The following is a 21,630-nucleotide window of genomic DNA, read 5'->3' as shown; positions in this document are numbered from 1 at the left end:
ACACCGGTGTTGACGAAGTCCAGGCCCGGCGACGCCTTCGGCTTGCCGCCGCCAGAAGCGAAGGCCTTCACTGCTTCAACACCTTTCGCCGCCATCAGCAGCGGGAACTGCATGGAGGTGGCGCCGATGACGCCGTCCTTCACGTTGCGCACGCCGGGACAACCGCCGTCGACGGAAACGATCAGCACGTCCTTGTCGCGCCCGACCGAGCGCAGGGCCTCATAGGCTCCCGCCGCCGCAGGCTCGTTGATGGTGTAGACGAGCGAGATGCCGGGGTCCTTCTGGAGCAAATTCTCCATCGCCTTGCGGCCGCCCTCCTCGCTGCCGAGCGTCACATCATGACCGACGATGCGCGCATCCTTCTCGTCACCGATCTTGGCGGGGTTGCCGAGATCGATGCCAAAGCCTTTCAGAAAGCCCTGGTCGCGGGCGACATCGACCGAGATCTGGTTCACGTTGAGGTCGAGCAGCGCAATCTTCGCCGATGCCGCCTTGGCCCCCAGCGTCTTGGCGGCCCATTGGCCGATCATTTGACCCGCCAGGAAATTGTCCGTTGCAAACGTCGCATCCGCCGCACTCGCCGGATCGAGCGGGGTATCAAGAGCAATGACCAAAATGCCGGCGGCGCGTGCCTTCTCGACAGCCGGAACGATGGCGCGGGAGTCGTTCGGTGTGATCAGGATGCCTTTGGCACCGGCGGCGATCAGGTTCTCAATGGCCGCCACCTGGCTCTCGTTGTCGCCGTCGACCTTTCCGGCAAACGAGCGCAGCTCGACGTCATTCGCCTTCGCTGCCTCGTCGGCGCCGGCCTTCATCTTCACGAAGAACGGATTGGTGTTGGTCTTGGTGATGAGACCCACGATCGGTTTGTCGGCAGCGAAACTGCCGGTGGTGCCCAGAGCAAGCGCGAACGCTGTGAACAGTCCAAGTGAATGACGCATCTATTCCCTCTCCGTTGGACGTTTTTGTTGGCCTGCGCGGTTTCGACCGCGTGTAGCTGCCCATCCTAAGGAGCTGCGAACGGCCCTGTCAATAAATAAATCATCCCGATTTATTAATTGACGCAGCTCTCGACTGCGTCCATTGTAGCGTGCCAACTACCGGGGAATGGCCAGCAGAACTGTCGCGACGACAGATTCCCGGAGTTTGGCGGAGCCGAGGATGGAAGAAACAGCACCGCTTGCGGGCGCACCGGTGGCTTTGCCCGGCGACAGCCGCGGCACCACCCAGACGGGCGTGAGACTGTACAACGAGCGCCTGATCCTTTCCCTCATTCGGCGCCATCGCAGTCTCGGCAAGGTCGAGATCGCACGCCTCACCGGCCTTTCGACTCAAACCACGACCGTGATCATCAATCGGCTGGAAGCCGATGGGCTGCTGCTTGCGGGCGAACCGCAGCGAGGCCGCATCGGCCAACCCTCCGTCCCCTATTCGCTCAATCCGGACGGCGCTTTCGGTCTCGGACTCATGATCGGCCGGCGCAGCTCCGATCTGGTCCTGATGGACTTCACCGCCGGCATCCGCGCCAGGCGACGCATGATCTATTCCTTCCCGGCGCCCGAAGAGATCATGGCATTTGCGGAACGCGAGATGCCGGGCCTTGTCGCCGAACTGCCAGAAGCCCAGCACGGCAGGATCAGCGGCATTGGCGTCGCAATGCCATTTGAATTGTGGAACTGGGAAGCCGATCTGCAGACACCACCCGGTGCGCTCGACAAGTGGCGTGACTTCAACGTTGCCGCTGAACTGTCGCGCCGCTTCGCCCCCTGGCCGGTCCGCGTCTGCAACGACGCGACTTCGGCATGTGCGGCCGAACTCACCTTCGCTGCCGGCGCCGCGTACCGGGATTTCGCCTACTTCTACATCGGCGCCTTCATCGGCGGCGGCATCGTTCTGAATGGCAGCCTGTTCCCGGGTCGCAGCGGCAACGCCGGCGCGCTCGGGTCCATGCCGATCATGCGGCGGGAGGAAAACGGTGAGACAAGCCTTCAGCAGTTGATCCGCACCGCCTCCATCTATCAGTTGGAGCGCCGAGTGATCGCCGCCGGTCAACGCGGCACCGACATCTGGCTCTCACCGGACGATTGGTCGAGTTTTGCGGATCCGCTCGAAGCGTGGATTGCTGCGGCAGCGGAGGCCCTGGCGCAGGCAGTCGCTGCATTACTCGCCGTGATCGACTTTGAAGCCGTCATCATCGACGGGGCCTTTCCGGTCGATGTGCGCCGCCGTCTCGTCGAGCGCACAAACGAACATTGGGCCGGCATGGACCGACAGGGCCTCACCGACGCTGCGGTGGTGGAAGGCTCAATCGGCCGTGATGCACGCGCAATCGGCGGCGCGGCCTTGCCGTTGCTCGCGGCGTTCGCCCGCGATTACGACGTCCTCTTCAAGGATTGAGCATGGTCAACGACATGGCTCTCCGCTTCGAGCGCAGCAACGTGCCTGTCGCGGATCCCGTTTCCCGCAAGTGCGCAACCGCCCAGAGGCTTGTCGTGATGAACCAGGGTGACGCATCGTGATTCTTGTCTGTGGCGAAGCCCTGATCGATCTGTTTGTGAGGGTGCCCGGCGGGCCGGAAATGTCGACCCATGCCGTTGCCGGTGGCTCTCCCTTCAATGTCGCTGTTGGCCTTGCTCGCCTCGGTGTTCGAACCGCCTTCCTGAGCGGCATCTCGCGCGATCATTTCGGCGCGTTCCTCGCGGACCGCCTCGCTCGCGAAGGTGTGGACGGTCGTTTTCTCGTGCGCACCGATCGGCCTTCCCCTATTTCGATCGTGGCGACCGCCGATGACGGCCAGCCGAACTACACTTTCCATGGCGAAGGTGCGGCAGATCGCTCGCTCCTGCTCGCTCATCTGCCCGGCGCGTTGCCCGACGACATCAGGGCTTTGACCTTCGGCTCCTATTCCATGGCCGTCGAGCCGGTCGGCACCACGTTTGCCGCACTCGCCCAACGCGAACATGGGCGTCGCGTCATCAGCGTTGATCCGAACGTCCGTTCGACCGTCGTCGGCGACATGAAAAGCTGGGCCGTCGCCGCGGAACGCTTCTACCGGACGGCTACAATGATCAAGGCGAGTGACGAGGACGTTCGCCTTGCATGGGGTGGTCGTGTCTCAATTGCCGATGCAGCCGCCTACTGGCAAAAGTGCGGCGCGCGGCTGGTCGTGGTGACCGAGGGAGCGAAGGGGGCAACCGCCTTCTGCGCCACTGGAAGCGTATCCGTCCCCGGTCGCTCAGTGGTCGTGCGCGACACCGTGGGCGCTGGCGACACATTCCACGCCGCGCTGCTTGCGCAACTTGCCAAAACCGGGCGGCTCCATCCCGACGCCATCGCGGCGCTCGACGAGGCGGCAATCCGCGAATTGCTCACTTACGGGATGGCCGCCGCCGCCGTCACGGTTTCACGCGATGGCGCCGACCTGCCGACCACCGCCGATATCGATGGGAGCACGCAGCCATGCTTGACAGAGTGACGGACGCAATGCGGCACATCAGCAGGGATCGAATTGAGCAAGGCTCCGGTCTGACCAGCCGCGTCATCCCGGTGGCTCCCTTCGTCCTGACGGTTTTCGGCGCGACCGGCGATCTCGCGCGCCGCAAGCTGTTGCCGGCGCTGTTTCGGCGCGATTTTGCGGGCCAGCTGCCGGATGAAGCAGCCATTCTCGGCGTCGCGCGCGGCGCAATGTCGCGGGATGATTTCCTCGCTCTGATGCGCGCGTCAATCGTGAAGCATGTGCCTGAATCGGAAACGACGGGACCCGAACTCGATCGCTTCCTGGCCCGCATCTCCTACATGGCTGCCGATGCAGAAGGCGAAAACGGTTGGACCGAACTCGCAGCCGCCCTGTCGGCCTACGCCGACCGCGTTCAGGTTCATTATCTGGCGACGGCCCCGCATCTATTCGGACCGATCTGCGAAAGGCTGGGGCACTACGGTCTTTCGAAAGGCGATTCCCGCATCGTTATCGAGAAGCCGATCGGCAAGGATCTCGAATCCGCAATCCGGTTCAATCAGACCGTCGGCATGATTTTTCCGGAGGAACGCGTCTACCGGATCGATCACTATCTCGGCAAGGAGACGGTGCAGAATTTGATGGCACTACGGTTCGCCAACGCATTGTTCGAACCGCTGTGGAATGCAGCCCACATCGACCATGTGCAGATTACGGTCGCCGAATCCATCGGCGTGGAGGAACGCGGAACGTACTACGACAAGTCCGGCGCCCTGCGCGACATGGTTCAGAATCACCTTCTACAACTTCTCTGTCTGGTGGCGATGGAGCCGCCACATTCGCTCGAAGCCGACGCCGTACGCGACGAGAAGCTCAAGATCCTGAAATCGCTCGAGCGCATCGATGAGACAAACGCGGCATTCCTGACCGTGCCGGGTCAATACCGCGCCGGCGCATGCAGCGGCGTTGCGGTTCCGGGTTATGTGGAAGAGATCGACAATCGCCAGAGCTCGACCGAAACCTTCGTCGCGCTCAAGGTCGCCGTTGCGAACTGGCGCTGGACCGGCGTTCCCTTTTACCTGCGCACGGGAAAGCGACTGCAGCAGCGCAGTTCCGAGATCGTCGTGACCTTCAGGAAAGTTCCGCATTCAATCTTCAATTCGGATTGCGGAAAGGCTTTGCAGACGCGGCTCGTGATCCGCCTGCAGCCGGACGAGGGAATCAAGCTCTGGCTGATGATCAAGGAGCCTGGATCGGGCGGCATGCGGTTGCAGTATGTCCCCCTCGACATGAGCTTTGCGGAAGCGTTCGACGTCTCGGTGCCTGACGCTTACGAACGGCTGCTGATGGATGTGGTCCGCGGAAACGCCACCTTGTTCATGCGACGGGACGAAGTGGAAGCGGCATGGCGCTGGATCGATCCGATCCGTCAGGCATGGAGCCAGATGAATGATCTCCCGCGTCCCTACGTCGCCGGCAGCTGGGGCCCCTCCGCTGCCGTCGCACTGATCGAACGCGACGGCCGGACATGGATGGAGGACGGTCCGTGACCACGGAGCAGCGCATCGCCGATGCTCAGTCCGCAACCAGGAGGCTTGTATGACCATCGAAGCAAGGATCAACGCGCGGGTCGCCGAAGTAACGGATCGCATCGCTCGGCGCAGTCACGACAGCCGAGCACGCTATCTCGACCGCATTGCGAACGCGGCGAGCACGCCAGTGCGGCGACGACTGGGATGCGCCAACCAGGCTCATGCCTTCGCGGCTTGCGGGGGGCGCGACAAGCAGCTGATGCAGGATGGCCACGTCCCCAGTCTCGGAATTGTCACGGCCTACAACGACATGCTCTCGGCCCACCAGCCCTACGAGCGTTTCCCTGAACTCATCCGGCAGAGCGCACGCGCAGCCGGTGGTGTTGCCCAGGTCGCGGGCGGCGTTCCGGCGATGTGCGACGGCATCACACAAGGCGAARCTGGAATGGAGCTCTCGCTGTTCTCGCGCGAGGTCATCGCCTTGTCCACCGCGGTCGCGCTGTCGCATCAGACCTTCGACGCCGCGGTGTTTCTCGGCATATGCGACAAGATCGTGCCAGGTCTCGTCATCGGCGCGCTCTCGTTCGGGCATTTGCCTGCGGTCTTCATTCCATCCGGTCCGATGACTTCGGGCCTTGCCAACGACGCGAAAGCGAAAATCCGGCAGGCTTACGCGGAGGGAAAGCTTGGTCGCGAGGCTTTGCTGGAAGCGGAGGCGAAGGCCTACCATGGCGCGGGGACCTGTACCTTTTACGGGACCGCAAATACCAACCAGATGCTGATGGAGATCATGGGCCTGYAGCTGCCGGGCGCTTCATTCGTGAACCCGAACACACCTTTGCGCGATGCGCTGACTGTCGCAGCGACCGAGCGAGCATTGGACATCACCTCGCTCGGCAATCAATACATCCCGATTGGCCGCGTGCTCGACGAGCGCGCATTCGTCAACGGCATAGTGGGCCTGCACGCCACCGGCGGCTCGACCAATCTGACGCTGCATCTGGTTGCCATGGCTGCGGCGGCCGGCCTCACCCTGACCTGGGACGACTTCGCCGACCTCGCGCGGGTGACGCCGCTGATCGCGCGGATCTATCCCAACGGCTCAGCGGACGTGAACCATTTTCATGCCGCCGGCGGAATGAGCTTCTTGATCCGCGAATTGCTTGCTGCGGGGCTCCTGCACCGCGACGTCCTGACCGTTTGCGGCGACGGGCTCGATGGGTACTTGCAGGAGCCGCTGCTCGATGCCGAGGGCAAGCTGACCTGGCGCGAAGGACCGGCTGGAACCGGCGATCCTGCCGTGCTTCGCGGCACCGCTGACCCGTTCCAGACGGCCGGCGGCCTTCAGGTTCTGACGGGCAATCTCGGGCGCGCGGTCGTCAAGACGTCTGCGGTCGCACCGCAACGCCATGTCATCGAAGCCCCGGCTCGCGTCTTCGATTGCCAGGACGAACTGCAGCGGTGCTTCGCCGCGGGTGAGCTCACGGGTGATATGATCGCGGTGATACGCTTCCAGGGTCCAAAGGCGAAYGGCATGCCGGAGCTGCACAAGCTGATGCCGCTCCTTGGCGTGCTTCAGGATCGCGGACTGAAAGTCGCGCTTGTCACAGATGGGCGGCTTTCAGGCGCCTCGGGCAAGGTGCCTGCAGCCATTCACGTCACTCCTGAAGCAGCGGATGGCGGTACGATTGCGCGGATCCGTGATGGCGACGTCATTCGGCTCGACGCCGTCACCGGTCGGCTTGACGTACTCGTCACCCCGAGCGAGTTGGCCGCGCGAGCCTGTGCGCAAGCCGATCTCTCCACGATGCATGTCGGGATCGGCCGTGAACTCTTCGGCTTCTTCCGCGAGCGCGTCAGTTGCGCGGATCGCGGCGCGAGCGTTTTTGTAGCGTAGGTGCAAGAGGGCAGGCTCAGCGAGCCCGCTGATTAAGAGGCGTATGATTTGCTGGAAGATCAGCGTCCATTCCGACAACTGAGCCCCCAAGCCAGCGTTGAAACCGCAACGGGCTTTCTCTTCGTCGGAATGCTGCCGAGGCGTCACTCTTTCAAACCGCTCGCGGCCACGCCGCGCACGAAATTTCGACGCATCAGCGAGAAGAAAAGCGCACTCGGAACCAGAGCCAGAGCGGCTGCCGCGCTGAGACGGCCGATATCCACGGTGAAACCGGTCTGAAACAATGCCAGCCCAACCTCGAGCGTATAGGTCTCCTTGTTGGTCATGACGACGAGCGGCCACGCGAATGCGGTCCAGGCCTGGAAGAACGCCAGCACGGCGAGAGCGCCCAACGGGCCACGCATCAGCGGCAGCACGATCCGCAGGAAGATCCAGCCCTCTCCGGCGCCATCAACTCGCGCGGCCTCCAGGAGCTCGTCGGGGATCGACGTCATCACGTACTGCCGCACCAGGAAGATGCCAAAGCTCATAATGAGATAGCCGACCAGAAGCCCGGGCCAGGTGTTCAACAGTCCGGCAGACTGGACGTTGAGGTAGAGCGGGATCATGTAGACTTCGAAGGGAACGACCGCCGTCGCAATGATGATGCCGAAGATGACCGGCACCCCCGGCAGATCAAACTTGCCGAGCACATAGCCTGCTATCGCCGACGTGCTGACGATGCTCGCGGTCGAGAGCGTTGCGAAGATGAGCGAGTTGCCGATCCAGCGAAACAGCGGCGTTTCGCGCAGGACGCTGACGATGTTGTCCAGCGTCGGCTGGTGCGGAATGATGGTCGGCGGCCAGGCCAGCAGCTCCGGCGGCGTCTTGAACGCGTTGCTGATCAGGAAGACCAGCGGCAACAGCATCATCAGGCTGACGGCGCAGAGAACAGCGTCGATCACGAGGCCGACGGCACGGTGCTGACCAACGACGGACGGACGATCGGGCTCGCTCATGCCCGGCTCCGATCGCGGAACAGCCTGAACTGCGCGCCGGTCAGGATGAGGACGATGACGAGCAACACGACGGCTTCTGCGGCGGCGTAGCCGACCCGGTAGTTGCGAAAGCTGTTTTCGAGCATGTCGAGGACGAGGACACGAACGAGGTGTCCCGGCGCACCCTGCACATCGGATGCCAGCACGAAGGCCTGCGCATAGATATTGTAGGACGAGATCAGCGTAATGACCGATACGTACAGCATGACCGGCTTCAACAGCGGCACCGCGATGTAGCGGAAGGCCTGAAGTGACGAGGCGCCGTCGAGGCGCGCGGCCTCGTAGAGCGCATCCGGAACGTTCTTCAGTCCGACAAGGAAGATCAGGACGGCATAACCGATCGCCTGCCAGGAACAGAGAACAATCAGGCACACCAGTGACAGGATGGGGTCGAACAACCACGACTGGGCCGGGATTCCGACCAGTCCGATCAAGGCGTTGAGCGGTCCGAGCCGGGCGTCGAAAATCCATTTCCAGGCCATCGCCGCCGGAACCAGCGAGACGACGTGCGGCAGGAAAACCGAGGCTTCATAAATGCCGCTGCGCCGCAGCCCCTGCCGGCTGTTGATCAGAGTTGCGAGCGCAAGCGCAACCGGAATGGTGATCGCCACGACGCTGAAGGCGATGATTGTTGTATTGAATATCGCTTCGAGAAACAGCGAGTCGCTCGCCAACTCGATGAAGTTGGCGAATCCGACGAATGGCTTGCGCCGCGAGATGATATTCCATTGGAAGAGGCTGAGCCGCAACGTCTCGATGATCGGATAGACGCGGACACAGCCGTAGAGCCCGAGGACCGGAAGAAGCGCAAGAACTGGAAACAGCCATTTTGGCGTGGTGCGCATGGATCCTCCAGCAAGCGCCAGTCAGCGGCCGGCGCCTGGATTGGGTCGCCCCTGTCGGAAGCTCTAGGGTTTGGCCAGCAGGTCTTCCCGGGCGAGGATCTTGTCGCTTTCATCAGCCGCAGACTTCAGGAACGCATCGATCGCAGCGTCGTTGCCCGCCAGCGACTTGTCGGTGAAGGCCTTCTCCAGCCGTGCCGCAAGCCTGGTGAGGATTTCGCTCGCCGGGCTGATCGCCGGCACGGTGAAGAAGACGTGGTCGGCCGGAACGTTGACGAATGCGCCGAGCTGCGGGACTTTCTTGAGGACCGCGGAGTAGTCGAGGCCCTTGCGGTTGGGGACCCAGGCCGTGTTCTCGAGCAGCCAGAGCAGATTTTCCGGCTCATTTGCCTTTTGAACGAAATCCCAGGCGATCTGACTCTTGGGCCCCTTGTTCGGCACATAGAGGTCGACCGGGACCATCAGCGTGCCCTTCGGTAACGGGGCGGTGGCGTATTTGAGGTTGGGCGCTTTCTTGGCGACGTCGCCAATCACCCAGGATTCCCGGATGAACATCGCGGTCTGGCCGAGTTCGAAGGCTTCCGCATCCGCCTTCATCTCGGGCGTCACGGTCCGGTAAACCACGACGTTGTCGAGATACTGCTTGAGCGCGGCGCGGCCGGCCTCGCTTGCATAGGCGGCGCGCCACTTTCCGCCCTTGTCCTGCAACAGCGTCCCGCCGTGGTTATAGAGGATGGTCCAGTACTTCTCCGCGATGCCCGAGCCGCCGCCGCTGAGACGCAAGCTCCATCCGCTCACCGTCGGCACGCCGGACGCATCGCGCTGCGCAAGCTTCTGCGCATAAGCGGTATAGTCGGCCATGGTCTTGGGCGGGCCGTCGAGGCCGGCCTTGGCAAACATCTCGGTGTTGTAGTACAGCGCGCCCTGCCCCTGGAACAACGGCACACCGAAGATCTTGCCGTCGTACATGGCGGTCTTCACACGCGTCATGTCGTAATTGGCTTTGACGAAATCGACGATCGACGCCGGCGGCTCGGGAATGACGCCAGCCTCGAGATACCTCGCCGCCTCGACCTCCATCTCGATGACGTCCCCGGCCGCGCCGGATGGCAGCGACAGCGCCAGCCGCTTCTCGTGCTCACGCAGGGCAATGGCCTCGACGCTGATTTCGAGATCCGGATATTTGCTCTTCAGCTGGTCGCCGACGCGCTTGTAAAACGGGGCAAGGTCGGGCCAACCACTCCATATCGTCAGCTTCTCCGCCGACGCGGGCGAAGCAAACACGGGGGCAGCGACAACCAGCGCCAGTGACAGCGCTGCCGAGATCCATGACCGACGATCCGGCGTCGCCGGGCGAATTCTGTTCTCGGGGAGCGTCATGTAGCCGAACCTGCCGACGGGTCTCATCATGAAGGTCACTCTCGCATCCGGAATTGAGCAAATCCTGCGAAAACGCTCGCATGCAACCGGTTGCGTGTCAATTGCGATCCATTGCCGCTTTCTGAGGCCGTTGACTAAATCGTCAGCGGCTTCTCCGCTTCACCGGAGCCGGGCCGGTGCTGGCGCGAATGACAAGATGGGAATTCAGCTTGTGGCGGATCTCGCCCGACACGCCGCCCTTCATCTGGCTGAGCAGGAGACCGACCGCGACATCGCCCGCATCGGCGCAGCGCGCCGACACGGTGGTGAGCGGCGGATAGGTGGTTTCACCGAGGACATCGTCGCAGCCGACGACACTGAACGATTTCGGCACCTCGACGTCGAGCGCCGCGAGCCCGGCCAGCAGACCCTGAGCGACAAGGTCGTCGAACGCGATCGCCGCGGTGACGCCGCTGGCGACGATCTGGGTGGCCGCTAGCCGGCCCGTGTCGTAGGATGGCGGGCGCGCGGGAACGGCAATCACCTTGAGCCCGCGCTTCTCCGCTTCGCGCCGGACGGCGTTGCGCCGCTGCTGGTTGGACCACGATGTCGTCGGGCCGCTGACATAGGCGATGTGCCGGTGCCCCAGTTCGGCAAGATGCGCGATCGCAGCAGCGACGCCCGGCGCCGTGTCGATCAGGACCCGCGTAATGCCTTCGATATCGCGATTGATGAGCACCAGCGGCCGGCGCATCGCATGGCGGCGGATATGCTCTTCGTCCAGGCGGGACGAGGCGAGGACGAGCCCTTCCACCTGGCCGATGAAGCGGCCGACCAGCAATTCCTCACGCGCGGGATCCTCGTCCGAGTTGCCGAGGAAAACGCACAGCCCCGCCTGGTCGGCGCGAAGTTGCGCGGCCCTGATCAGCGGCGGAAAGAACGGGTTCGCGACATCCGAGACAATGAGAGCGACATTGCCATGGCGCCCGGTGGACAGTGCGCGGGCGACCTGATTTGGCACGTAGCCGAGCTTGTCGGCGACCGCCTTGACACGCCGGACGGTCTCCTTGGTCAGCATCTCGGGTCGCGAAAAGGCGCGCGATACGGTCGCACGGGAGACCCCGGAAGCCTTCGCCACCTGACTGATCGTCGGCACGACCGATGGACGCCCCTCCCCGCCGCTATCAGGATCGCGCTTCACCGCGGGCCGCCTCCTCTGCATCGCATCCAGCTACACATGCCTCGGTCGGGCCCGGGGTRCAAGCTTGACATGCAACCGGTTGCATCACATTCTCTCCGCTTGGGGTGACGGGCAGGCCCGACAGAACCATGGATGAGCATGACGGCTTCGGTTACTCCCTCGATCGCGACATTTAAGACGCGGGATGCGATGGGCCGTGCGGCTGCTGCGGATGTCGGTGTGGCGCTGCGCGACCGCCTCGCGCGGCAGAGCACGGCGCGGATGATATTTGCCGCGGCGCCGAGCCAGGCAGAGATGCTGGATGCCCTTGCACGCGAGCGCGATATCGACTGGCGGCGCGTCACAGCCTTCCACATGGACGAATATATCGGTCTTCCTTCGGGCGCGCCGGAGCGCTTCGGGGCCTGGCTGACGCGTCACCTCTTCTCGCGTGTCGCCTTCGGAACCGTTCACTTGATCGGACAAGAACCGGATCCGGACCGGGAAGCGGCGCGCTATGCGGCCCTTCTTGCAGAGGCCCAGATCGACATCATCTGCCTCGGCATCGGCGTCAATGGTCACCTCGCCTTCAATGACCCGCCGGTCGCCGACCTGCACGATACGAAACAGGTCAAGGTCGTCGAACTCGACGCGATCTGCCGACAGCAGCAGGTCGACGATGGATGTTTCCCGACCCTYGGGCACGTCCCGACACATGCGATCACGCTGACGATTCCGCGGCTGCTGGACGCCGGCCAGCTGTTTTGCGTCGTGCCTGGCGCATCCAAGCGCACCGCCGTCGAGCGATCGCTGTACGGCCCGATCGGAACGGCCTGCCCGGCGAGCGCACTCCGCACGCATCCGCGATGCGCGCTGTATCTCGACCAGGATTCCATGCCGCCGCAGCTCTCACTGCAAGCACCGGCACGCGCATGACGGATCCGGCAACACGCGTCTGGGGCCGCGATCCGGAGACTGGACAGAATCGCACCATCGTCATTCAGGATGGCCGGATCTCGGACATCATTGCTGGCGGACACGATGACGGGCTGTGGCTGTCGCTCGGCCTGTTCGATCTGCAATTGAACGGCTTTGGCGGCTACGATCTCAATGCCCGCCCTGATCCCCAGACGGTCCGCGATCTCGTCTTGGCCGTCCACAGAAGCGGCGTGTCGCGCTTTGCCCCGACGCTGATCACGGCATCGCACGATGCGATCATCGACGCACTAAAGGCCATTGCGCAGGCACGCGACAGCGATCCGCTCATCAAGCATGCGATGCCGTTCGTCCATCTTGAAGGACCGCATATCGCGCCGGAGGACGGTCCACGCGGCGCGCATCCGGCCGAACATGTGAGGCCGCCGAGCCTCGACGAGTTCGACGCGTGGCAAGCCGCCAGCGGCAGCCTCATCGGCCTCGCGACAATGTCGCCGCACTGGCCAAAAACGGAAGCATATGTACGTGGCCTTCGGACGCGCGGTGTTCACGTTGCGCTTGGCCATACCAATGCGACGCCGGATCAGATCTCCGCTGCTGTTGCCGCGGGCGCAATGTTGTCGACGCATCTTGGCAATGGCATCGCAGCCACGCTGCCGCGACATCCCAAYCCGATCTGGTCTCAACTGGCCGAAGACAGGCTGTGGGCGAGCTTCATCGCCGATGGCCATCACCTCCCTCCTGAGACCTTCAAAGCCATGCTGCGTGCAAAGGGACTGGAGCGATCGATCCTGGTGTCGGACGCCGCCGCGCTCGCGGGGTGCACGCCTGGAATCTATGACGCGCCGATCGGCGGCAAGGTCGAACTGAAGGCGAACGGCCGGCTGGAAGTCGTCGGCACGTCCTTCCTGGCGGGCGCGGCCGTCAGCCTCAAGTTCGGAATAGCCATGGCAAGGCGCATGGCCGGATTGACCCTGGAAGAGGCGCTGAGGCTCGCAACCATCAATCCGCGCCTGCTGTTCAACCTTCCCGCGCTGACGGTGGGAGCACCGGCCGATCTGCTGCGATTCCGTCTCGGCGAGGATGGCTCTCTTGTGCCTGAGACGGTTTACGTCGCGGGCCGGCCTTACCCGCTCACCCCCTGAGGAATGAGACATGAACTGGCTTCGCATCGGGTTGATCGGCCCAGGGGCAATCGGTGAAACGCACGCGCGGGCGATACGAGCGCTCGACGAAACCGTCTTGTCGGCGATCGCCGGCGGCACGCCCGAGCAGATTGCAGCGTGCACGAACGGCGAACCTGTTCCGACATTCGCAACCACCGAGGCGATGCTCGCAAGTGCCGAGATCGACGCGGTCGTGGTCTGCACCCCGAGCGGCGCGCATCATGACGTCGCGCTTGCTGCGATCGAGGCCGGACGGCACGTGCTCGTCGAAAAGCCGCTCTGCGTCGATCCGGCCGAGGCCGCATCGCTGGTCCGCGCGGCCGCGCGCTCGCAACTGACGTGCGGCGTTGTTTCGCAGCGCCGTCTCGAACCGCAACACCAGGCGATCAAGGCTCTGCTCGACGCAGGTCATCTCGGACAGGCGCGCCTGATCGAGACGGCGATCCATTGGTACCGCTCCGACGCATACTACGCGGAGAAGCCGTGGCGCAGCGAAGCGGAGCACGGCGGAGGCTCGCTGTTCAATCAGGGCGTTCACAATCTCGACCTGATGCTTTGGTTGTTCGGGACTGTGGACAGTGTTCAGGGCAAGATGGCAACGCTCGGGCACACACACGCCGTCGAGGACACGACAGCGGCGCTGCTCTCCTTCGCGTCCGGCGCGCTCGGCGTGATCGTGACGAGCACGGCACTGCCTCCGGGACGGCCGGCCATGCTTCGGCTGTTCACGGACCGCGGCAGTTGTGAACTCGGAAACGACAGCATCGTCCGCTGGGATTTTCCCGGCGTCGCGGAGCCGCCAAGTGCGGCCGGAGTTGGCAGCGCCGCCAGCGATCCCAAGGCCATCGGGATCGAAGGACATATCGCGCAATGGCGCGACTTCGCTCAAGCCGTCCGGGAGCGACGGTCACCCGCGAGCTCGTTCAGGGACGGATTCGAAGCTGCGAGATTGGTCGACGCCATCTATCGATCGGCCTCGGAAGGTCGGGCCATCAGCCCCAACGAAATCGCAGCTGAGGTCATTCATGCCGACGAGTAACTCCGAGACGCTCGACATCGCCATCATTGGCGCGGCCCACCCACACGTCGAATATGTACTTTCGGAGATTACGAACCGAACCGACGTCAGGGTCGTGGCCATCGCCGATCATGACGCGGCGCGACGCGCCGAGCTCGAACGACGCACGATGGCGCCCGGCTACGCCGATCCACATGCGCTTTTGGACGCGCATCGGGTTCGAGCCGCAGCGGTCTTCACCGAATTCGGCCTCCGCGCTCCGATCGTGGCCGAACTCTTGCGCCGCGGCATCTTCGCGATCGCCGACAAGCCGATGGCGGTGACCCTGCCCCAACTCGCAGCAATCGAGGAAACTCTCGCCGGGCGCAATTTGCTGACGCTTCTGCTGGAAAAACGCTTTTATCCGGTCACCCTCGCGCTCCGCCCGATCATCGACAGCGGCGAACTTGGAGACGTCGTATCCATCACCGCAACCGGGCCGCACAAGCTCGTCCCGAGCCGTCGTCCCGCGTGGATGTTCGAACCATCGACCTATGGCGGCATCCTCGCCGACCTCACGGTTCACGACATCGATCTCGCACTTTGGCTGACGGGATATACCAGCGGTACGGTCAGCGGCTGGATATCACCGATCGCGGCTGCCGGCACGACGGACTTTCCCGCGCTGGGACGCGCCATCCTCGCCTGCGACGGCGGCCCGCAATTCGCGATCGAAGTCGACTGGATCCAGCCCGAAGCTTCGCCACGGCATGGCGACTATGCCATGCGGATTTCCGGGACAAAGGGGCGCGCAGACGTTCTATTCGCTGAAAACAAATTGCTCGTCGAGACGGCGACGAGACCCCTGCGCGAAGTCGACCTGCCCGCGGGCGTCTCGCCTGCCGGCTTCGTCTTCGATCATCTCGCCCGTGGCGAGACCTTGCAAATTCCAGCAAATGAAGCCCTGCGGGCCACGCGCATCGCGATACTCGCTCAGGAGAGTGCGGCAAATGGCGGCAAGCCGATGCGATGGAGTTGAGATTCCTCGCGGGCAGGCAGAAATACCACCCAGCTTATGAGTTCTCGGGCGGAATGCGCCTGCGCGTCGACCTGTCGATCTCGTCGATGCGGATGTAGTGCTGGCCGGCGTCGTTCCAGATCTCAACGCAATAGTCGCGCTCTTTGACGAGACAGCGCCAACAAGAACATCTCGCAAACATCCTCGAGTCGTCGCACCGTGCGACGTCTGACCACGAAAAGCGTCGCACGAGACGCGCTTTGTTCCAGGGCCCGAAGTGGAAAAACCCTGCGCTAGCGGGGCTTTGGGATGGTGGGCGCACCAGGGCTCGAACCTGGGACCCGCTGATTAAGAGACGTATGATTTCTCTGTAAGATCAAGGGCCATTCCGACAAACGCCTCGTTGAACGTGCATTGAACCCACAATTGGATTTCCATTTGTCGGAATGGCCCGGCAGCAAATGCGCGCACCTCGCGAGAACCTACAAGATGAGGCGTCGGGGGTTCGAGTCAGGACACCGCTACCGCCCTTCCCCATACGACACAAATCTGCGCTATTTCCTCCGATCGCCCGCCTAAAATCAGAAACTTGTCGAACGGCAGGTTCAAATCGGGGAGGCGCAACCACCGATACCGACATTCGGTTCAAGTTGCGATCTAACCGAAGCCCGCCTGCCTCTCGAACGCGGTGGCCACCCTCTAAGTTATTGATTTTACTGCTCGCTACAGGCTTTTCCGTCACGCTGTGTTCACGGTCGTTTCACCAATTCGTTGAGGCGTTCTTAACGAGACCGTGCCCAGTGGGGCGGGATAGCACCTGCCTCAGTCGAAAAAGACGTCGGTGCGCTGTGACGTAAGAGCCCGTTGCCCGGAGCCCAGTTCGAGATCGCACGATATGTCCACCTGCACGAAACGAGGCCGCTGCTCCACGAGCGTCAATTGCGCCCGCAACCTGAACACATCGCCGGGGCGCACAGGATAGCGAAACCGAACCATACGGAGAGCCGCCTCACGGCTTTGCGCGGCACCTATGACGACATATGCCTCCTGCAAGAGAGCCGGCACGAGCGCCAGAAGCAGTTGGCCGGGCACGATTGTCGTCCCTCCGTCCAGTTCGCGCCGGGCGCGCTCCGTATCGGTATGTACCCAGTTCCGATCACCCGTCAGCGCGACGAACTGGTCGACCTCATCCTGCGTCACCCATCGCCAGCCGCCGGGAGCAAGCTCGGTGCCCACCAAGGCGGCGAGATCGATCGCCCGCTCGACGCGAAGTGCACCCGCGTCTGACGGCGGATCGGAGCCTGGTGGCATTTGAATCATCCCGGGCCGTCCTTCTCTTCAGATCGTCGCAAGTAGGGTGCTGCCGAGCCCGCCCGCGGCCGCGATCGCCGCCAGCCCGATCGCACCGGATGATTCCGATTGCATTTCATGCCACAGACGCACGGCCAGGATTGCACCCGATGCACCGATCGGATGACCACGTGCGAGTCCGCCGCCGCCACGGTTGAGCGCCGATTCCTGCGCCCCGATGCCGTCGACGCAGGCAATCGCTTGAGCGGCAAAGGCCTCCATGATCTCGGCCAGGGCAATCCGCGCCGGCGCGATCCGTTCCACTGTGAGGAGGCGATCAGCCGCCGCAATCGGCGCCTCGCCGGGCATGGCCGGGTCGCCGCCGCGGCGGGTCGCCGATATGATCCGCAAGGCCCGCTTCGCGTTGAGCCGTCGGGCCATCGTCTCGGAGACCACCAGCAGGGCTGCTGCCGCGTCGGCTTCGACCGCCACCGTCGCGCGCGTCACGCCGAACGCAGCGTCGCCCGCAAGCGGCACCAGGCGTGCGCAGGTCGCCCCCTTCAGGACGCGAGGAAAGGCATCGTGCGCCAGGCCGGCGAGCGGCACGATCTCCGCCGCGCCGGGCGGATTTTGCAGCGCCTTGCGATGGCTTGYGATCGCAAATTCATCCTGCCGTGCACGCGAAATGCCGAACCTTTCAGCCAGCGTCGCGGCGGCGGCGATCATGTCCGGATCGCGCTCCGGCCAAGGCGTGAACGGAGGACGATCGTAGGGTTGCGGCGCCTCGTCGGCGCGACGCGGCCGCCGCGCGCGCAATGGCGCGCGGCTGAAACTTTCGACACCACCGGCGATGACGGCATCCGCTCCTCCACTCACGATGCGCTCGGCAGCGAGCATGATCGCGTCGAGGCCACCGCAGCACTGGCTGTCGATGGTCAGCGCCGGAACGTGATCGGGGAGACCCGCCCGCAGCGCGGCGAGCCGCGCCGGGTTTCCACCGCCATACAACGCGTTCCCGAAGATCACGTCGTCGATCGCCTCCGCCGCGATGCCCGTGTCGGCCAGCACGGCCCGGATTGGCGCCGCGCCAAGCTCGTCGGCCTCCACCGCCTTGAACGCGCCACCCCGAGGGGCGACCGCCGTGCGGCGCGCTGCGACGAGATATGCGACACTCATTGCAGCAACTCGCAGGCGCCGGAGTCCCAGAGTTGCCGCAGCGCGTGGAAATCGGTCTTGCCGGACGAGGTCATCGGCCAGTGTGACGGCACGGCAAAACGGCGCGGGATCTTGTAGAGCGGCAAGCTCAGGCGGGCGTGGCCGATCAGATCGGACAACGCTATGCCCGCATCCGGGCCGAGTCTAAGCAGCGCCACCAGCCGCTCGCCCCGACGTTCGTCGATGACACCCAGAACGCCCGCCGCAATCACGGCAGGATGTCCCTCGAGCACGCGCTCAATCTCCTCCGGATGCACATTCTTTCCCGCCGTGATGATCATGCGGCTGGYACGGCCGGCGAGCCGCAGGAAGCCACGCTCGTCGAGCATGCCGATGTCGCCGACCGACACCGCGTCGCCATGACGAGGCAGCAGCATTTCGCTTCCGCAGGCATACTCCATGAAGAGGAAAGGACTTGACACAAACACCTGGCCCGTTTCTCCGGGCGGGAGACATTGTCCGAGATGGTCGCGGATGGAGAGACTGACATCTGCGAATGGACGCCCCACAGAGTCTGGCGGGACATCCTCATCGTCCTTCGCCACGGTCACGAAGCTCAACTCGGAGGCGCCGTAGAACTCGGCAAAACGCGCCGCCGGAAATTGCCGTCGCAACTCGGCAAGCGCGCGACATTGCCATTTGGCGCCGGACGACAGCATCCACCGCACGCTTGCGAATGGCGGCAGGCCATCGCGCATGGCGGCCTCGATCATCATTTCGAGTTGGGTCGGCACGCCGTAAATCACGCTTACCTCGTGGACCGCGATCAGACGGTTGACGAGATTGGGCCGGAATTGCCGACAGAGAATGACGGTCGCCCCGACATAGAGCGCGTGTGCAAGGCCATAGAGAAACAGCGAATGCGTCAACGAGCCCGGCGCGAGAACGATGTCGCCCGCGCCGATGTCGAATTCACGGTCACCCGCCCGGAAACTCTCGATCCACGATTGATGATGGCGGCGATATCCCTTCGGCGTTCCGGTCGATCCCGAGGTGAAACCGACATAGAACGGCGTCAGCGGATCGGGCTCGGCAACTGCCGCGGACGCCGGACCGGCGCCAATGACGTCCGCGACCGACTCGAACGGGCCGTGAGGATCGACAATCGCCAGCACTTCCGCCTCGCCGACCAATGTTGCATCGCCACTCACGACTATTCCCGGTGCCAGCGCCGTGATCGCGAGCCGCGCCGTCTCCGCCGGCCAGGACGGGTCGAGAATCTGCGCTTCCCGCCCCGCGCGGCAGGCAGCGAGAAACAGCAGCACGAGTGCCGGCCCGTTCGGCAGATGCAAGGCGACGCCGCGACCCGCCGGCACCACCTTCGCCAAATGCCCGGCCAGACGGTCCACGGCCTGATCGAGATCTTTCCAACTCACGGCATGGTTATCACAAACGATGGCCAGCCGGTCCGGCGTCTCGCGGGCATGCCGCGACAGCGTTGCAGTAATGGTGGAGGCCGTGGTCATGGACGGCTGACGATTGCGGCTGGATAGCTCCGGTGCGACGCCTCCGCCACAAACGCGGTGGCCAGCGCCTTCAAGAGATCGCCGGGCACGAATATCGCGATTGCAGCCAGGGCCTGCGGCAAACTCATCCTTGCCATCGCCATCAAGCCAAGAATACCGCAGGCATATTCCACCACGATGCCGCCCGCGATCGCCGCAATGAGCGCCGCCGCGAATACCGGCAGGGTCTTCAGCCGCGCCATCACGAGACCCGACACAAAGGCCGCGGGAGCCCAGCCCAGCAGGAAGCCGAGCGACGGTCCGAAGAGCACGCCGAGGCCGCCGCGTCCGCCCGACAGCAGCGGCGCTCCGAGCAGCACCACGAACAGAAACAGCAGCACCGCCAGCGCGCCATGGCGAGGGCCGAGGATAATCCCGGCCAGCATGACGCCGAGCGTCTGGGCCGTGATCGGCACACCCATGGCGATCGGTAAGACGATGCTCGGCACCATGCCAAGTGCCGCGATGACGGCGGCAAGCAAAGCGATACGAACGATAGCGCGGGACTCCACGGGTATGTCTCCTACAATTTGGATGAGTGACGATCAGCGATGGATCGGCCGAAACCGCGTGCATCGAGCGCTTCCGCGACGCGGTCGGCAAGCTGGAGAATGTCGGCGACCAAGGCGGCCACCAGCCGAAGCGGAACGCGCCGGCACGTGCGCGCCTTCCAGGCCTCTTCGCGCGCGCGCCACCGGGTCATCAGGACGGGTACGAAACGCAGGACAAGCGCCACGGCGAGCGCCATCTTGCGCGGATTGACGCCAAACGGGCGTAGCAAGCTGAGCACTGGTGCCAGCACTTCCATCAGCGCGCTCATCGTGGTGGTCATGCTGACGAGATCGGCGAGCAGAAGCATCGCCAGGAGCCGCATGGTGACGACGGCGCCGGCATTCCAACCACCCGACGCGGCCTGCACGCCGCCGACGACCATAAGCAGCGGCAGCAATGGGCGCAGCAAGCTGAGGCGCGCCATGCCAACCCGGCCGAGACCGGCATAGACCATGGCAATCATCGCCAATACGCCCGCCAGAATTCGCCAGTCGCCGACCGGCATCAGAAGGACACTGAGGAGGGCAAGGCCCGCAAGCTTGACGCCGGCCGGTACGCGGTGCAACCAGGTCTGTGGCGCGAGGCCGTCGGTCATCATGACGTTAGGGCGTCCCCTGCCCCAACGATCGTTGCATGAGCCCGATAGGCAGGCAGCACTTCGTCGGGTCGGCCGTCGAGACGGATGTGGCCCGCATCCAGCCAGATTATGCGATCGAACTCCGCGAGCAGCTCGAAATCATGAGACGCCATCACGACCCGCTGCGGAAGCGCCGTGATCCTGCGATACATCCGTAATCGTGTCGGCAAGTCGAGACTGGCGAACGGCTCGTCCATCAACAGGATCGACGGCTCTGTTGCGAGCAGCGCCAGGATGCAGACGAGCTGCTTCTGACCGCCGGACAATTCATTGACGTTGCGGTCCGCCCATTGGGCGCAGCCGTGCCGCTCGAGCAGCGCCATCGCCTGTTGCCGCGCCTGTGGCGCCGGTATGCCGCGCTCCGCCGGACCAAAAGCGACCTCCTCGACAACGGTGGGGAAAATGAGCTGGTGGTCGGGATTCTGAAACAGAAAGCCGACCTTTGCCGGAAGGTCTTTGCGGTGTCGTACCGTATCGAGCCCTGTCACCTCGACGCGCCCGCGAGTCGGCAGGAGCAACCCGTTCATCAGCCGCAACATTGTGCTCTTGCCTGAACCATTGTCACCAATCAGGCCTATCCGGCGCTCAGCTAGGCAAAGCTCGGGAATAGTAAGAACCTGACGGCCTGCGCGCCGAAATTGCACTTCTTCGAAGATGATCCCTTCAGCCGCCCCACGAAGGTGAGGACGGCCTGCGGGAGGCGCTTTGCGTCGGACAGCTTCTATCAAGACGATTCTTTCGCCTGTGCCGCGCTATGGAGTTGGCTGAAGTATCACGTTGTCGATAAGCCTTGTCGAGCCGACATAGGCCGCCACGCACAGTGCCGCGGGGCGGTGCAGCGGACTGACGGCGGGCTTGAGCGTGTCGCCGTCAACGAGCTCGAGGTACTGTAGCCGATCGACCGTTTCCAAATGCCTCTTTGCGATTGCGATCAGCTTGTCCACGTTCCGCTCTCCCAAGCGGAACTCCTCTGCTGCGGCAAACAGTCCACGACTGATGGCGAGGGCCCGCCC

General features: G+C 63.8%; 20 protein-coding genes and 1 pseudogene. 9 read left to right on the top strand and 12 right to left on the bottom strand.

Annotated elements, in window-relative coordinates; translation table 11 throughout:
• Positions 1–941 (bottom strand): substrate-binding domain-containing protein (locus AC1D00_RS01720; RefSeq protein WP_477009439.1); only part of this gene is annotated, 941 nt, incomplete at its 3' end.
• A gap of 220 nt (positions 942–1,161) precedes the next feature.
• Here AC1D00_RS01720 and AC1D00_RS01715 point away from each other — a divergent pair.
• From AC1D00_RS01715 to edd, 4 genes are all read left to right on the top strand, one after another.
• Positions 1,162–2,397, top strand: a complete 1,236-nt coding sequence (locus tag AC1D00_RS01715) for an ROK family transcriptional regulator (protein ID WP_477009438.1) — start codon at positions 1,162–1,164, stop codon at positions 2,395–2,397.
• 181 nt (positions 2,398–2,578) lie between these two features.
• On the top strand, positions 2,579–3,475 hold the full coding sequence (locus tag AC1D00_RS01710; RefSeq protein ID WP_404558946.1) for a carbohydrate kinase family protein: 897 nt from the start codon (positions 2,579–2,581) through the stop codon (positions 3,473–3,475).
• Between the two features lie 50 nt (positions 3,476–3,525).
• Positions 3,526–5,004, top strand: coding sequence for a glucose-6-phosphate dehydrogenase (gene zwf, locus AC1D00_RS01705; RefSeq protein WP_404558945.1), 1,479 nt, complete (start codon positions 3,526–3,528; stop codon positions 5,002–5,004).
• A 49-nt stretch (positions 5,005–5,053) separates the two neighbouring features.
• Positions 5,054–6,883, top strand: a complete 1,830-nt coding sequence (edd, locus tag AC1D00_RS01700; RefSeq protein ID WP_477009437.1) for a phosphogluconate dehydratase — start codon at positions 5,054–5,056, stop codon at positions 6,881–6,883.
• Between the two features lie 143 nt (positions 6,884–7,026).
• Here the strand turns inward: edd and AC1D00_RS01695 are convergent, their stop codons facing one another.
• From AC1D00_RS01695 to AC1D00_RS01680, 4 genes are all read right to left on the bottom strand, one after another.
• A complete protein-coding gene (locus AC1D00_RS01695) occupies positions 7,027–7,881 on the bottom strand; it encodes a carbohydrate ABC transporter permease (protein ID WP_135176963.1) in 855 nt (284 codons plus the stop codon).
• A complete protein-coding gene (locus tag AC1D00_RS01690) occupies positions 7,878–8,765 on the bottom strand; it encodes a carbohydrate ABC transporter permease (protein ID WP_027547705.1) in 888 nt (295 codons plus the stop codon). Before AC1D00_RS01690 ends, AC1D00_RS01695 begins: the two co-directional genes overlap by 4 nt.
• A 63-nt stretch (positions 8,766–8,828) precedes the next feature.
• A complete protein-coding gene (locus tag AC1D00_RS01685) occupies positions 8,829–10,172 on the bottom strand; it encodes an ABC transporter substrate-binding protein (protein WP_404553839.1) in 1,344 nt (447 codons plus the stop codon).
• 112 nt (positions 10,173–10,284) lie between these two features.
• On the bottom strand, positions 10,285–11,322 hold the full coding sequence (locus AC1D00_RS01680) for a LacI family DNA-binding transcriptional regulator (protein WP_135176961.1): 1,038 nt from the start codon (positions 11,320–11,322) through the stop codon (positions 10,285–10,287).
• Between the two features lie 138 nt (positions 11,323–11,460).
• Here AC1D00_RS01680 and AC1D00_RS01675 point away from each other — a divergent pair, with 138 nt between their 5' ends.
• The 5 genes and pseudogenes from AC1D00_RS01675 to AC1D00_RS01655 all read left to right on the top strand — a co-directional run bounded on the left by AC1D00_RS01675 (position 11,461) and on the right by AC1D00_RS01655 (position 15,439).
• Positions 11,461–12,237 (top strand): glucosamine-6-phosphate deaminase, encoded by a 777-nt coding sequence (locus AC1D00_RS01675; protein ID WP_477009436.1) that lies wholly within the window; start codon positions 11,461–11,463, stop codon positions 12,235–12,237.
• Positions 12,234–13,382: an N-acetylglucosamine-6-phosphate deacetylase gene (locus AC1D00_RS01670; protein ID WP_477009435.1), complete on the top strand. Its 1,149-nt coding sequence runs from the start codon at positions 12,234–12,236 to the stop codon at positions 13,380–13,382. Before AC1D00_RS01675 ends, AC1D00_RS01670 begins: the two co-directional genes overlap by 4 nt.
• 10 nt (positions 13,383–13,392) lie before the next feature.
• Positions 13,393–14,442 carry a Gfo/Idh/MocA family protein gene (locus AC1D00_RS01665; RefSeq protein ID WP_477009434.1) on the top strand — a complete coding sequence of 350 codons (1,050 nt, stop codon included), beginning with the start codon at positions 13,393–13,395 and terminating at the stop codon, positions 14,440–14,442.
• Positions 14,429–14,725, top strand: a pseudogene (locus AC1D00_RS01660) (Gfo/Idh/MocA family oxidoreductase); the annotation flags it as partial. The gene AC1D00_RS01665 and the pseudogene AC1D00_RS01660, both read left to right, overlap by 14 nt.
• Before the next feature lie 9 nt (positions 14,726–14,734).
• On the top strand, positions 14,735–15,439 hold the full coding sequence (locus AC1D00_RS01655) for a Gfo/Idh/MocA family protein (protein ID WP_477009441.1): 705 nt from the start codon (positions 14,735–14,737) through the stop codon (positions 15,437–15,439).
• Positions 15,440–16,240: 801 nt separating this feature from the next.
• Here AC1D00_RS01655 and AC1D00_RS01650 read toward each other — a convergent pair.
• From AC1D00_RS01650 to AC1D00_RS01620, 7 genes are all read right to left on the bottom strand, one after another.
• Positions 16,241–16,738: a MaoC/PaaZ C-terminal domain-containing protein gene (locus tag AC1D00_RS01650; protein ID WP_477009433.1), complete on the bottom strand. Its 498-nt coding sequence runs from the start codon at positions 16,736–16,738 to the stop codon at positions 16,241–16,243.
• A gap of 18 nt (positions 16,739–16,756) precedes the next feature.
• Positions 16,757–17,884 (bottom strand): thiolase family protein, encoded by a 1,128-nt coding sequence (locus tag AC1D00_RS01645; protein ID WP_477009432.1) that lies wholly within the window; start codon positions 17,882–17,884, stop codon positions 16,757–16,759.
• A complete protein-coding gene (locus AC1D00_RS01640) occupies positions 17,881–19,389 on the bottom strand; it encodes an AMP-binding protein (RefSeq protein WP_477009431.1) in 1,509 nt (502 codons plus the stop codon). The genes AC1D00_RS01645 and AC1D00_RS01640 overlap by 4 nt, the downstream gene beginning before the upstream one ends.
• Positions 19,386–19,880 (bottom strand): biotin transporter BioY, encoded by a 495-nt coding sequence (locus tag AC1D00_RS01635; RefSeq protein WP_477009430.1) that lies wholly within the window; start codon positions 19,878–19,880, stop codon positions 19,386–19,388. The genes AC1D00_RS01640 and AC1D00_RS01635 overlap by 4 nt, the downstream gene beginning before the upstream one ends.
• Before the next feature lie 71 nt (positions 19,881–19,951).
• Positions 19,952–20,578 (bottom strand): energy-coupling factor transporter transmembrane component T family protein, encoded by a 627-nt coding sequence (locus tag AC1D00_RS01630; protein ID WP_477009429.1) that lies wholly within the window; start codon positions 20,576–20,578, stop codon positions 19,952–19,954.
• Entirely contained in the window at positions 20,575–21,261 is a 687-nt protein-coding gene (locus tag AC1D00_RS01625; RefSeq protein WP_477009440.1) for an energy-coupling factor ABC transporter ATP-binding protein, read from the bottom strand. The genes AC1D00_RS01630 and AC1D00_RS01625 overlap by 4 nt, the downstream gene beginning before the upstream one ends.
• A gap of 108 nt (positions 21,262–21,369) precedes the next feature.
• Positions 21,370–21,630 (bottom strand): pantoate--beta-alanine ligase (locus AC1D00_RS01620; protein ID WP_477009428.1); only part of this gene is annotated, 261 nt, incomplete at its 5' end.

This window comes from Bradyrhizobium sp. P2_E8 (genome assembly GCF_056403875.1).
Note: the sequence above shows the minus strand (reverse complement) of the source record. Positions and strands in the feature narration are given on the sequence as shown.